Here is a 14,118-nt window from a genome sequence, read left to right on the forward strand (position 1 = left end):
ATTTATACGGGGATAAATGATAGATATCCCAGTTCCCAGTTTTTAGCGAACTATTTTTCATAAAGCATGAATTGCATCACGCAGCAAAAAAGTGGACCTAGCGTAAGCTATCGCTAATCAACACAATTCCTCTATTCGATTAACGTGCTTTTATTTTCCGCTAGATAACAATCTCTTTAACTAATGTCGGGAGATGTTCGGTAGGGGAATAAGTTTGTCAGTGGAGCCTAAGGAAATGAAATTGCCTAAGATTTTGTTCTGTCTATTTGTACTGCTTTTCTCATCTGCCACTTGGTCTAAGCCTCAGCAGCTTTATGTTGGCGTGCTTTCAAATTGGGGGCACCAGCAAGCAATTGAGCGCTGGAAACCTATGATGGAGTACCTCAATGAACAGGTGCCTCAGGCTGAGTTTCATGTATACCCAGGTAACTTTGAAGCACTCAATTTAGCGATGGAACTGGGGCAAATCCAGTTTATTATTACCAACCCTGGCCAATACCTGTATCTCTCTAATCAATACCCTTTGTCATGGCTAGCAACGATGCGCTCAAAGCGACATAACGGCAGCACCTCGGCGATTGGCTCGGCAATTATCGTCAAGGCAGACAGCGACTATCGCACTTTATATGACTTAAAGGGCAAGATTGTCGCCGCTAGCGACCCCCACGCACTGGGCGGCTATCAAGCCACTGTCGGTTTAATGCATCAGTTGGGGATGAACCCAGACACTTATTTTGGTCAAACCAAGTTTTTAGGCTTTCCTCTTGATCCGCTGTTATATCAAGTTCGAGACGGCAATGTCGATGCGGCGATTACGCCTTTATGTACCTTAGAGGATATGGTTGAACGTGGCTTGATTAACCGGGCTAGCTTTCGAGTGTTGAACCCTAGCCGCCCAGAGGGGATCGAGTGTCAATGCAGCACTAACCTTTATCCCAATTGGTCGTTTGCAGCGACAGAAGGTGTCAGCACTGAACTCAGTAAGGAGATCACGCAAGCGTTACTGGATTTAAGTGCCAATGACCCCGCGGCAATTCAGGCGAACCTAAAGGGGTGGACCTCGCCGATTAGCCAGTTAGCGGTGATTAAATTATTTAAAGAGTTGCACGTAAAATCACCGGATAGCAGCCGCTGGGATGCCGTTAAAAAGTGGTTAGAAGAAAACCGTCATTGGGGCATTTTATCTGTTTTAATTTTTATTATCGCAACCCTATATCATCTGTGGATTGAATATCGTTTCCATCAAAAAAGTAGCTCATTGATAGAATCTGAGCGCCAGTTAAAGCAGCAAGCTATTGCCCTCGAAAGACTGCAAAGTGCATCGATTATTGGTGAGATTGGTGCAGGGCTTGCCCATGAGATTAATCAGCCTATTGCAGCCATTACCAGTTATAGCGAAGGCGGTATTATGCGGTTGCAGGGACGGCAGCAAGCAGATGTCGATGCTTGTATTGAACTGTTAGAGAAAATCCATAAGCAATCGACTCGCGCGGGGGAAGTAGTACATCGTATACGTGGGTTACTTAAGCGCCGCGAGGCGGTGATGGAGGATGTTAATATTCTCACCTTAGTGGAGGAGAGCGCCTCACTATTGAGACTTGAGCTTGCAAGGCGAGAGATCCAGGTTGCTACCCAAATTAAAGGCGAACCCTTTTTTATTACCGCTGACCGAGTTGGGCTTTTACAAGTGTTGATTAACTTAATAAAAAACAGCTTAGACGCGATAGCCGATTCTGATAATGCCCGCACAGGACAAATTAGTATAGTACTCGACTTTAAAGAGTCTCAAGTCAATATCTCCATCCTTGATAATGGTCCTGGCTTAGCATTAGAAGCCGATACCTTAATGGCAACCTTCTACACCACCAAAGTGGATGGATTAGGGCTTGGTTTAGCCATTTGCAGAGAGGTGATTAAGGAGCATGACGGGCATTTTGTGTTGGCTAATCGCTGTGATGAACAATCTGGCTGCGTAGCAAGAGTGCACCTGAAAAAGCGTGGCAGTGAACAGGCAGTTACTATTTAAACGTTAAATTTAGCTGCTCAGGCAAGCAGTTAATCCTATCTAATAGTACCAATGTGCGGTCTTTGGCTTTATATAAGCGAGCCGCACATTTTGTATTAAAAACACGTTGTAACCAGCAAAAAAGGTAAACTTTTTTACGGTATGTGGTTTACCACAATTTACAGTTTTTAGTCGCTGTGTTGGCGTAAAATTGAACTGTGAATTGCCTCACAAACACCAGCACCACATAGTCGGTATGTGGTTTACCACAATATTCAATCTCTGCAGGCTCAATAACAATGAGGAAAACCTTAGGAATGAGTTGATTGCAAATAGCGATTAACACAGGGCTTAATTCATCGCTCTCCTAAGGATCATTGTCATTGGGAGATTTAACATGAAACTAGATCGGCGAACCTTCATTAAAGGGGCCGGAGCCGGCACAGCGACTTGCGCATTAGCAACGCTTCCAGGCTCTTTGGCTGCCCTTGGACATTCTGAGCTGCAAGGTAGTGCAGAGTCTATCGCAAGTATTTGTGAAATGTGCTCAACCCGCTGTCCAATCTCTGCCCGAGTCGTAAATGGCAAGAACGTATCAATTCTTGGTAATAAGAACGCTAAATCATTTGGCGGAGCTGTGTGCGCCCGTGGTGGTGCAGGTCACAGCCAACTTTATGATAAGCAGCGTATTGTTAAGCCGCTTAAGCGTGTTGGTGAGCGCGGAGAAGGTAATTGGCAAGAGATTGAGTGGGATGAAGCCTACAGTATCATTGCAAAAAACCTCAATAAGATTAAAACTGAGCACGGCGCTGAAACCGTAGCCTTCTCATCAAAATCAGGCTCTCTATCAGGCCATCTGTTTCACCTAGCCAAAGCCTTTGGCAGCCCAAATACCTTTACTCACGCGTCTACCTGTCCGGGCAGTTATGTGATTGCGGCTAAAGCGATGTTTGGCGGCAAAATCAAGCGCGATTTAAGCAACTCTAAGTACATCATCAACTTTGGTCATAACCTTTACGAAGGCATTAACATGTCTGAGACCAGAGGCATGATGAATGCACAAATGGAAAAGGGCGCTAAGCTGGTGGTATTTGAACCGCGCTTCTCGATTGTGGCTGATAAAGCCGATGAGTGGTATGCGATTAAGCCGGGCACTGACGTTGCGGTTGCACTGGCAATTTGTCATACCCTAATCGCAGATGACTTATACGACAAAGCCTTCGTGGCGCAATATGTGTCAGGTTTTGACGAGTTTGCCAAAGAAGTTAAGGCTTATACACCTGAGTGGGCAGAATCTGTTAGTGATGTGCCAGCTGAAGATATTCGCCGCATTACTCACGAATACGCAGCCGCTGCGCCACATGCGTTAGTCGATTTTGGTCACCGTTCATCGTTTACAACAGAAGAGTTTGAGATGCGCCGGGCACTTTATGCCGCTAACGTATTAGTGGGTAATATCGAGCGTAAAGGCGGTCTTTACTTTGGTAAGAAAGCATCTAGTTATAACAAGTTTGCTGGTGATAAAGTCGCACCGACGTTAGCGAAACCAGGTGTTGATGGTATGCCAAAAATTGATGCTAAGCGCATTGATATGGTCGATGAACAGTATGCATTAACCTGGTCATCGGGTGGTATTTACCAGACGATTCTCGATTCTACTCTAGATGCGGTTCCATACCAGTTACGTGCGTGGGTAATGAGCCGTACTAACCCAATGCAAACCATGACAGACAGAGCCCGTATTGTTGAAACAATGCAAAAGCTCGACTTTATCGTGGCCTGCGATATCTATATCAGCGAGTCTGCCGCTTACGCCGACATTTTCTTACCCGAATCAACCTACCTTGAGCGTGACGAAGAGATCGCCGATAAGTCGAGTAAGAACCCTGCTTACTACGTGCGTCAGCGTGTGGTTGAAACCATTGGTGACACTAAACCTAGCTGGCTTATCTGGAAAGAGCTTGCGACAGCGTTAGGTCAAGGTCAGTTCTTCCCATGGGAAAATATGGAAACATTGCAGCTGTTCCAAGTACAGCGTGATGTGAATTTACTCAGAAAAATTAAAAATGAAGGTTTTGTTAGCTTCGGTAAGCCACTAATGCTGCGTGAGCGTGGCATGGTCAGAGACTTTGTTGCTGCGTACCCCAATGCAAAAGCCGTTGATGCTGATGGCACATATGCCAGCCAGTTAAGCTTTAAAACGCCGTCGGGCAAGATTGAGCTTAGCTCAGATAAAGTGGAGAAGATGGCGCCGGGCCGCGGGGTTATTCGCTACCGCGAAGTCACCATGAAAAAAGCCGACGAGTTGTTCTTTATTCAAGGCAAAGTGGCTGTACATACCAATGCGGGTACGCAAAACGTACCCATGCTGGCAAATTTAATGTCTGACAACGCGGTGTGGATCCATCCGATCACAGCGGGTCTGTTGAATATTTCAAGTGGCGACAAGATTCGGATCTATAACGATACCGGTAGCGAAGAAGGTCATGCCCTCGTGACACCAGGTATTCGCCCAGACACCGTATTTGCTTATATGGGCTGCGGCTCAAAGAATAAAGAGCTTGCCCGTGCAACCGGTAAAGGTGTGCATTGCGGTAACTTACTTCCTCATGTGACGTCTCCGGTAACAGGTATGAATCTGCATACTACCGGTGTCAAGATTGCCAAGATTTAATCGGAGTTAATTATGACTAAGCGTTATGTTCTCGTGCACGATGAAAACAAGTGCATTGGCTGCCAAGCATGCAACGTGGCTTGCCGCAGTGAAAACAATGTGCCTGAGTCGGTGACTCGAATTCAGGTCAGAATCGAGGGGCCGTACGGTAACTTCCCACACTTACATTTTAAATATAATCGTGTGTCTTGCGAGCAGTGTGAAAATGCACCTTGCGTTAAAGTTTGCCCAACGGGCGCGGCCTATGTGAATGATGATGGCATTGTTTCCATCAATGAAGGCAAGTGTGTTGGTTGTCTATATTGTGTTGCGGCTTGCCCTTATAAGGTTCGCTTTATTAACCCAGAAACTCGGGTGCCAGATAAGTGTGATTTCTGTAAAGAGACACGTTTAGCCCGCGGTGAAGAGCCTGCATGTGTCACCGTTTGTCCAACTCAAGCATTAACCTTTGGTGATGCCAATGACATGAACTCTGAAGTGCGTAAAGTGTTAGACACCAAACCGCACTACCAACAAAAGGTAAACCTAGGCACTGAACCGCGGGTCTACCGCATTCCTAGCCGTAAAGGAGGGATCAAAGCATGAACAATATCTGGGGTTCGATGGAACAATACGATCCGGTAGTGTGGAACTGGATTATCGCGGTGTACTTATTCATGGCGGGTTTGTCAGCTGGCTCTATGCTGGTAGCCATTGGACTTAAATGGTACAAGCAAAGTCGTGGTCAACCAACCGAAGGTTTACCTGTGATTAAGGCGGCAGCGGTCATTGGCCCAGTGGCGATCAGTTTAGGTATGGCGCTGCTGGTACTGGATCTGACTAAACCGTTTGAGTTTTATCACATCCTGCTTAACTACAACCTGACGTCAGTGATGGCATGGGGGGTGATAGCACTGCTGGTTTATATTCCGTTAGTGTTTGTTTTTGCAGCAATAGTGTTTGAAAAACAAGTGCTGCATTACGCACCTTGGCTTGCAGGAACATTAAAAGTTTGTCGCCAGTTGGAAAATAGCATTAATAAGCTGATTTTCGCCCTAGGTCTAGGTGTTGGGGTTTATACCGGTTTCTTACTTTCAGCCTTGATTAGCTACCCTATTTTAAACACGGCGGTATTGCCTGCGCTGTTTTTAGCATCCGCCTTATCAGTGGGCTCAGCGGGTAACATTTTGGTGGCGACCTTGTTCTTTAGTAAGAAAGAATCAGATTGTATCGAGCAGGTGCACCGTATCGAGTACCCAGTGGCCTTTAACGAAGCACTTTGTTTGGTACTGCTGTTTGTCGGGCTTAACTTTTCAGGCCCAGCGGCGCAAGCGGCAACAGCAGCAATTACAACAGGTACTTGGGCGAGTGTGTTCTGGCTTGGCGTAGTGGGCTTAGGTCTTGTGGTCCCCGTTCTTGCGAGTACATTAGCACCTAAGGCTTGGCGACATACTAAAGGCTTCTTGATCACGGTATCGTGCAGCACCATTCTAGGCGTATTAGCACTGAGACACTTTGTGGTTTACGCTGGCCAGAGTTATATCAGCTAACTAAAAGTCGTTAATTGTCCTTCAATTTGCTTAGGCCAATTGAATCGCACAAGCCCAAACATTCGTTTGGGCTTTTTAATTTAGCCCCTGTCATCGATAACCAAAAAACAACAGCCAAAACCTAACACCTGAAGGCTAGCTTTTATCTTCTAGCTTGGCTCTGACAAAACGGATAGCTGATCTTAAATAAGAATGGCTGGCCTCACTGAAAGTGGACTTTAACAAGGACGATTGAACAAGAAGCTTTGAATAAGGAAGGGTGCATAAGAAAAGATGAATAATAAAAGTTGAAAGAGTACTTTTAAAGGCGGTTGAAGGAGTATTTGGAGCCATCGCGGGGCATAGGGGGGGGAGCATTGGGGTTAGAAGAGTGAGTTTGGATTATTACGCTTCATGTCACACATTTGACCATTACAACAACACTTAGATTGGTAATTAGGTCAATACTTAGATTGCTACTTAGGATTAGTACTTAGATTAGTACTTAGATTAGTACTTAGGATTAGTACTTAGGATTAGCACTTAGGATTAGTACTTATTAGATTAGCACTTATTAGATTAGTACTTATTAGATTAGTACTTAGATTGGTATTTAAATATCAATCAGCTCCCTTTTGGGAGCTGTTTACATCAGTGCGCTTTGGCTGCTTATAAGGCAAATAATAACAATCTGCCTCCTGCGAAGGCGGACTCTGTCACACCTATGTTAAAGTTTATCGGGCAACGGGGTTATTCGACCGGGTTTTTCAACAAAGATGATTTTTTTGCTATTACCGTTTCTTGGATCTTTTCCTGGATTTTTTCTTGAAGCACGTCTGTCACTACTGACTTTTTAGCGCGTCTTTTCTTAATTAAAAAGCTGCTTAATAGACTGATGATTGCAACGCCTAAGGTAATCATAGGGGCGATAATGAGCGCCATAGTTACAAATCTCGCTATATTCTCAGGTAGATAAGATAGTGAGTAGCCAAAGCCCAATAATAGTGCACTCCAAATTGCAGCGCTTAGCCATGCAAAGTAATGAAAGTGAGACACCTTTTTAATGTGCAGCCCCATCATTAACGGCAGTAAAGGGCGAACGACAGGAATAAAGCGCGCGGTAAATAGGGCTAATAAACCATGCTTATTAAGCAAGTTATCTACCGTTTTCATGCGCTTTTCTGGGACGGCATCTATCCAGCGTTGAATTTTTGGTAGTTTATGTAGCCATCGACCTTGAATGAAGGCGACCCAGCTTCCCGTTGCGCCAGCGACAACTAATGCGGCAAACGCCATTGGCAGGCTAATAATGCCAGCAGCAGCCAAGCTGCCTGACAGGATCACTACGCTGTCACAGGGCATAGGCGCTGCAGGAAGCAATGCGCTTTCTAGCCAAATTAAGGTGAATATACAGAGGTATATCATGGCAGCACTGCCAGGGCTTTGCAGTAAAGCGAAGTCTTGCTGCCAAAGGGCAGTGATGACTGAGACAAATGAATCTAGCATTGTCGGTGTTCCTAAATGGGCCAAGTACTCAAGGCGGCAGCCAATTATTGCAATCGTTAGAGTAGGTTACTTAGAGTGGTTCATTAAGATTACTCTGTAAAGTGACTGACGAAAATGATTTTCAAAAGTGACTTAAGTGTATTACTAGTGTGGCGTTTTAGCGGACGATAAGGGTGGAGTTTTCTCCAGTCTTTATGCGCAACTCGCCTGAGTTAGCACTATACATCAGGATGTAATGGCGCAAATTAACTATTCAGCTTCATTAATAAAAATACATCTTCAGTTCATTATTAATTAATCATTAGTGATTAATTGTTCTATTTTTATAAGAATAGAGTGATAAAAGGTTGGTTTTAACCTGCACTGGCGAGGTGTGAGTGAATTATCATTCATCCGCCACAAAAGGCACTAAAATGGCGTAAGATTACAGTCTAATTTTCTATTATCCATGACCGCTAGTCCTTAATAACTGGCATTTATTCATCATCAGTACTTAGGGTCATTAGGTCACCAAGAAAGGTTACTATGTCATCAAGAACAGTCACTATGTCGTCAAAAAAGAAGGGGCTAAAAGCTGTCGCTCTACTTGAAGCCTCAAAAGGCCTGTTATCGGTACTGGTTGTATTTGGGCTGCATACATTAGCCGGGGACAATATTCAGCATTTTGTTGAGGCGCTGCTCAGCCACTCTCACTTAAATCCTGCCAATCATTTAGTACAAGAGGCCATTAGCGAGGCGGGCAAGGTGACTGCAAGTAATATTAGTTTGGTTATGGCCGGCGCTTTATTGTATGGGGCTGTGCGATTTATTGAAGCCTATGGCTTGTGGCACAGTTTAGTGTGGACAGAGTGGTTTGCCTTGCTTAGCGGCGGGATCTATCTACCATTTGAGGCCTACGAGATGTTCACTAAACCCAGTTTATTAACCGCTGCAATTTTAGTCATTAATCTTGTGGTTGTGGGTTACATGTACCGAGTGATTAAGCCTAAAAGCTTGATATCGTAAGGTTAGAATTGGGTGCACTTAAACAAATGCACCTGAAATAAGATGCACTTGGAATAAGGTGCACCTGAAATAAGATACATTTGGATTGAGATGAAACTGGAGGTTAACTTTCAGCGCTCAGCTCTGGGAACCGCAGTAACACTTCTTGAGTGATATCTAAAAGCTCGCCTACGCCTATGATGTTCCATAGTTGTTGTTCGAGTTTCTTGCCTTTGTGAGGGGCGTGAATCGCAATATATTCCAGTTCGCGACGTATGTAGTTTAAGTCGGGTTTCCCCGTGGCTCCGCGGTAAACTCGCAGTGCTAAAAACTCGCCTAGATGTTGGCTGCGCTGAATAAAGCTAAGCTGCTGCGCGTATTGAGGCATATCACTATCGCTAATGCAGCGGACTTTAATCTGTCCTTGAGACATACGTGAGATCTGCACCAGGACTTCAAAATGAGATAAACCATGCTGAGGCTTCATCGTGCGAATAGGCGTAATAAAGTCACGTCTTAATTTACCGTCATTTAGCAGCGGCGCTAAATCATAGGCGAGTGTATTGTCGCTTTGAGAGGCAAACAGGTTAGCAATATGGTTTTGCTGTTTACCTATCCCTAATGTCGAGATATAAGCCGACTTCACCGTGCGCTCAAGATAAAAGGGGACAGAGACCAGATTGCGCATGATGATATTTTTCATCCCATCGGCCAGCTCTTTCACATTTTGGTTATTTTCGGTGATTTTTTGCAGTTTGTCCCGATTGTGCTCAATCAAGCGGTTTAAAAACTCCACGCCGACATGAGGTGTATGGCCAACTTGCGCTGCTAGGTGCAAGGTGATGCCGTTTTTACGAGTACGGATCAGCCGATAAGGAAGTGATGCTAAAGATGTCTTGCCGGCCAGAGGTTGTAGCTTAGGAAAGCTGATTAAAATAGGCTCATCCAGATTGAAGTTTACAGGCTTTATGATGCTAAGTTTCATACCCCGGCTTGAAATGTCATCGGTACTTGCCACCACATTCAGCTTGCCTTGGCTAAGCAGTGCTGCGGTTTTAAAGGCAAAGCGTGACTCATTACGTCGTTCGCTAAATTGCAGTGAGATAAGTTTAATGGTGTGCGCAGATATTTTCTTTTGCCCAAAGATTTTTAGCTCATTAACATTAGCTTGGTTATCTGTGTCTTGGTTGATTTTGGCCCAGCTCTGATATAATTCACTCGCCTTACTGGGCGTCATATCAATGATCTGTAATACATGGCTAAAAGCACTCAGTTGCGTTTCTGTTAGCGCTGAGTAGCGCCCTTCATCGCCGGGTAAAATACTGGCTTTATAAGATTGTTGATGATCGATAGTTTGTTTGCTGACTTTAAATATTTTAAAGCTAGGCTTAGTCGCCGCAAAACTTAAAAATAGCGCTAACAGACCACGAGAATTAAGCTCTGCCAAGCTCGCTGAATAAAAGAATTTTGCGCCTTGTACAGTGAAGGTGAAGCAGAAGAACTGGCTATGCTGGTTATCATCAGCCGAATCTATAATGCGCTTTAGTCTATCTGGCGTGAGAAAGCTGCTTAGTTGGCTAATGTCCTCTTCATCTTTGAAATATTCGCTAATGGCCTGGTTATCACGGCTCAATAGTTTATGGCTGAGTACCAATTGCGAGTCGAGATTAGCCTCTGGGTTTGCCTTCGTTGCAACAAATAACGGCAGATGGGGTAGGTGCGGTAGATAATGACGCTCAAAGCCAAGCCCTTTAGTGGTCGTTAATACGTCATTAACATCGACTTTGTAACGGAACTTATAGCCTCGGATCAGCTTTTCTAGCATATCGGCTAAGGCATCTGTGCCTGATAGCCGTTTCAGTCTAAGCCAGCTGTACTCTTGATTGTGCTCTACGTCGACAATTTGATAGTCCACGCCTTGTTGCAGATCTTGATGATAGTACTCGTCGCTTAGCTCAAGCAGCTTAACCCGAATAGGCATATTGGTTTGTAGGCTATGTTTTGCCTTCAGGCGGATGCGTGCGCCGCCCACAGAGAGATCGACAGTAATACCATCAAGATTGAGGTGGCCTTGAGTCACATTGATGCGCATGCTGTAGTTCATCCGCTCTTCACTGCGGGCAAAGTAGCTGCCTAATACCACACCATCGGCGACAAACGGCGATGAATTTACAACGGGCTCATTTTGACCCGATCGTCGCTGTTTAGTAATTCGTTGTTTATGGCTATCAATGACTTGCTCATACACTCCTAAGGTGTACTGTTCGCGATAAAGGGCGAGGGCTTCTAAAAAGCTTTCTTTCGCTGGCGCATCGAGGTAGTGCTGCTGCTGTGCAAAACTAAATATTTCACATTCGAGTTCAGTTTTATTGCGTAAGTCGATTTTTCGAGTACAACTGGAGGCGAGTCTATTGAGCTCCATTTTGAGCAAAAAGCGTGTTGAATTGGTTTCATCAACAGTAAGCTGTTCGAACAGTTCTGAGAATTCCGGTTCCATTAATAGGGGTTTTAACTGCTCAACAAGTGCTTTGTGCAAATCTAAAGTCATTAATCACTTCTTTTGGGATGCTAAAAAGACCAATGGCTGGTAGGCTCATGGACCAATATTTGAGGGGAATATTCTCTATTCCCGCTATCTTAAATAAGTATCGGCCAATATTGGCGTTACTTTACTGATTTTATACGATCTAAAAATGCGATCTAAAAAGAGTTATGGCAAAGAATAAAACAGCTTACGTATGTAATGAGTGCGGTCAAGATTTCCCTCGTTGGCAAGGACAGTGTAGCGCTTGTCAGGAGTGGAATACCATTAGTGAACTTAAAATTTCTGCATCTAAGCCTGCGCGTAGCAGCGTCTCTGGTTATGCGGGCTCTGTTGGCGGTGGTTCAAAGAAGCTAAAAGAGATTGAAGAGTTTGAAGCGCAGAAGATGCTGACCGGTATTGGTGAGCTCGATCGTGTGTTATGCGGCGGTTTAACCACAGGCTCAGTTAATATTATTTCTGGCGATCCGGGAGCCGGTAAAACCACGATTTTGTCGGATTTAGTCTCGCGTATGTCTCAGTTAATGCCGTCACTTTACTGCACTGCCGAAGAGTCATTATCTCAGTTTAAAAACCGTGTTAATCGTCTTAAGTTAGATTGCAATGAAGACAATTTATATTTAATGGCTGAAACCAGCGTTGAAGCCATTATTGCAGAGCTTGAAGAGAAAAAAATTAAGTTTGCGGTTATCGATTCAATTCAAGCAGTGGTTACCGATTTAGCCAACGGGAGCCCAGGCTCACCGTCACAGGTTAAAAGTAGCGCTCAAGCGCTAACTCAGTATTGTAAGCAAAATAACGTGACCATGTTTTTAGTCGCGCACGTCAATAAGAATAATGAAACCGCCGGCCCACAAACACTGATCCATATCGTCGATTGTTTAACGCATATCGAGTGTAACGACGGACAGATCCGCACACTGAGAGCGAATAAAAACCGTTTTGGTGATGTGGATACCGTCGGTATTTTTAAAATGACCGAGCGCGGTATGATAAGTGTTGATAATCCAAGTGAGATTTTTCTTTCAGGCTCAACTACCGAGTCGCCAGGGGCTGCTATCACCTGCATCCGTAAAGGCAATCGAAATCTGTTACTTGAAATCCAGTGCTTAACGACAGAAACTGAAGCTGAGTTTCCACAGCGAGTTTGTGTCGGTTTGAATATGAACCGCATTAAGATGCTGACAGGGATCTTGCGTAAACATACTAAGACCAAAATTTTCCACGATACCTATTTTAACTTGGTAGGTGGCCTTAAAATTGATGAGTCAGAAACCTGTATTGATCTGGCTTTGGTGACGGCTTTACTCAGTAGTTTAAATGACTTTGTTGTCCCGCGAACGACCTGCATTATGGGGGAGCTCAGTTTAAACGGCGACGTTCGCCCCATTGATAGCGGTGTACCAAGGGTTAAAGAGGCGGTTCAACATGGCTTTACAGAAATCTATATTCCATTTCGTAATTACCATAAATCAATGGAAGGTTCTGGCGCTAAGATTATTCCGGTGAAGACTATCCATGAACTGCTTGAGCTGATTAATTAGCGGGGCTGATTTTTTGAGTAGCGGATTTTGATTAGCGTATTTGAGTAGAGTATTTTGGCTGAGTCTTTGCGCCAGTACTAAAACATTAAAGTACTAGTACGTTAAACTACTAAAATAAAAAACAGCAAAAAAAACGCCGCATGATTTGCGGTGTTTTAGGTATGAAAGTCAGTATCTTGCCTTGTCGTGGCTGGAGTGTAGAGTCGCCGGATTACGGATTACGGATTACGGATTACGGATTACGGATTACGGATTACGGATTACGGGTTATTTGGCACGAATAATCGTTCTAATTCTCTATCTAGTAATGCGGCATCACCAAGGTTGAGCTCAAGCAACCGTCGTAGATGGCTAATGCTCTCAACATCAATGTGCTTGCAAGCTAGCCCAAGCTGTTGGTTTTCTTGGTGCACTATCTGCACTTGCATCTGCAATGTGATTTCAGAGTCAGGAATTAAAATCTCGAGTTTCGCGCACTTTATATTCGGCTCCCACTGGGTTGGCTGCTCGATGAGGGCGCCATTAAGGCTAATATCTAATAGCTTGGTTCCCCAGCTGCAATCATGGCTAATGAGCTTAACATCTGTGGTAAATAGTAACCGCGAAAATAACCGTCTTTCATCCATATCGATCCTTGACCCTTTAGCATATTGAGTTGCTGCGACGCGAATATTGCTATGTTTGTATTCATGATCTATGGGCGTAATCATAAGCTACAAGATTATTCTTGTACAAATTTGTCGCCAACAAACTTGCGGACACTAAGCGTTAGCGTTTTTAAATACTCGTGAGTTAACGTATTTAAGCCGTTTGCTCACTGCGATATTGAGGTTGTCTATGGGGTAATAAGCCGTGTGTTAAAATCGCTACGGTCACTAGCTGGTATAACATTCCAGACCAAGACAAAAGGTACACAGAAAGCGTTAAGTTAAGCAGGTTGCTAAGTAAAATAGCACAGCGTAATTTTGTACCGCTTGAATAAAATAGCGCAAAACTCATCATTACAGCGCTGGCAACAGTGCACCATTCGCTCCAGTGTTCGGCCCATATAACGCCTTGTAGAATCGCAATGCTTGAAAACAGCACAGGCAGAATCATCTTAAAGTAACTATCCCGGCTTGAGCTATGTCGACACGTCGCAAAGCGCACAGCATTAACAAGTTGATTGAGCATGCCCAATGTGCTGCCAAGTAACCCTAAGTGGATTGCTGTGAGACCAGATGCGATGAGGCTGCCTGATAGCAATTGTTGATCATTTTTTTGAGAGTTGGCCCACCAACCAATGGCCATTGAAATAAAACCTAAAGCTTGGACCCAAAGTAACCCTTGATGTGATAATTCGAACACTAAACTGC

Annotated in this window: 10 protein-coding genes; 6 read left to right on the forward strand and 4 right to left on the reverse strand. The window is 44.3% G+C overall.

The annotated features are described in order from the left end of the window. Positions 1-235: 235 nt before the first annotated feature. The 4 genes from ACVBIU_RS06580 to nrfD all read left to right on the forward strand — a co-directional run bounded on the left by ACVBIU_RS06580 (position 236) and on the right by nrfD (position 6,208). Positions 236-2,026 (forward strand): sensor histidine kinase, encoded by a 1,791-nt coding sequence (locus tag ACVBIU_RS06580; protein ID WP_447163343.1) that lies wholly within the window; start codon positions 236-238, stop codon positions 2,024-2,026. A 376-nt stretch (positions 2,027-2,402) separates the two neighbouring features. Beyond that, on the forward strand, positions 2,403-4,679 hold the full coding sequence (phsA, locus tag ACVBIU_RS06585; protein WP_447163344.1) for a thiosulfate reductase PhsA: 2,277 nt from the start codon (positions 2,403-2,405) through the stop codon (positions 4,677-4,679). A 12-nt stretch (positions 4,680-4,691) separates the two neighbouring features. Continuing rightward, on the forward strand, positions 4,692-5,264 hold the full coding sequence (locus tag ACVBIU_RS06590) for a 4Fe-4S dicluster domain-containing protein (RefSeq protein ID WP_447160097.1): 573 nt from the start codon (positions 4,692-4,694) through the stop codon (positions 5,262-5,264). Then, the gene (gene nrfD / locus ACVBIU_RS06595; RefSeq protein WP_447160096.1) at positions 5,261-6,208 is read left to right on the forward strand and encodes an NrfD/PsrC family molybdoenzyme membrane anchor subunit; all 948 of its coding nucleotides are present in this window, start codon (positions 5,261-5,263) and stop codon (positions 6,206-6,208) included. Before ACVBIU_RS06590 ends, nrfD begins: the two co-directional genes overlap by 4 nt. Positions 6,209-6,937: 729 nt before the next feature. On the opposite strand, the gene ACVBIU_RS06600 is transcribed toward nrfD, so the two are convergent. Further along, positions 6,938-7,693 carry a DedA family protein gene (locus ACVBIU_RS06600; RefSeq protein ID WP_447163345.1) on the reverse strand — a complete coding sequence of 252 codons (756 nt, stop codon included), beginning with the start codon at positions 7,691-7,693 and terminating at the stop codon, positions 6,938-6,940. Positions 7,694-8,218: 525 nt separating this feature from the next. Here ACVBIU_RS06600 and ACVBIU_RS06605 point away from each other — a divergent pair. Then, positions 8,219-8,698, forward strand: coding sequence for a DUF2127 domain-containing protein (locus tag ACVBIU_RS06605; RefSeq protein WP_447163346.1), 480 nt, complete (start codon positions 8,219-8,221; stop codon positions 8,696-8,698). Positions 8,699-8,801: 103 nt separating this feature from the next. Here ACVBIU_RS06605 and ACVBIU_RS06610 read toward each other — a convergent pair whose 3' ends face one another. Continuing rightward, positions 8,802-11,225, reverse strand: coding sequence for a PilZ domain-containing protein (locus tag ACVBIU_RS06610; protein ID WP_447163347.1), 2,424 nt, complete (start codon positions 11,223-11,225; stop codon positions 8,802-8,804). Between the two features lie 164 nt (positions 11,226-11,389). Between ACVBIU_RS06610 and radA the strand changes: the two genes are divergently transcribed. Beyond that, on the forward strand, positions 11,390-12,763 hold the full coding sequence (gene radA, locus ACVBIU_RS06615; RefSeq protein ID WP_447160092.1) for a DNA repair protein RadA: 1,374 nt from the start codon (positions 11,390-11,392) through the stop codon (positions 12,761-12,763). A gap of 260 nt (positions 12,764-13,023) precedes the next feature. On the opposite strand, the gene ACVBIU_RS06620 is transcribed toward radA, so the two are convergent. Together ACVBIU_RS06620 and ACVBIU_RS06625 are read right to left on the reverse strand one after the other, a co-directional pair. After that, a complete protein-coding gene (locus ACVBIU_RS06620; protein WP_447160091.1) occupies positions 13,024-13,389 on the reverse strand; it encodes a PilZ domain-containing protein in 366 nt (121 codons plus the stop codon). Positions 13,390-13,564: 175 nt separating this feature from the next. After that, positions 13,565-14,110 carry a YgjV family protein gene (locus tag ACVBIU_RS06625; protein WP_447160090.1) on the reverse strand — a complete coding sequence of 182 codons (546 nt, stop codon included), beginning with the start codon at positions 14,108-14,110 and terminating at the stop codon, positions 13,565-13,567. Positions 14,111-14,118: the final 8 nt, after the last annotated feature.

It is taken from the genome of Shewanella sp. 30m-14, assembly GCF_052977125.1.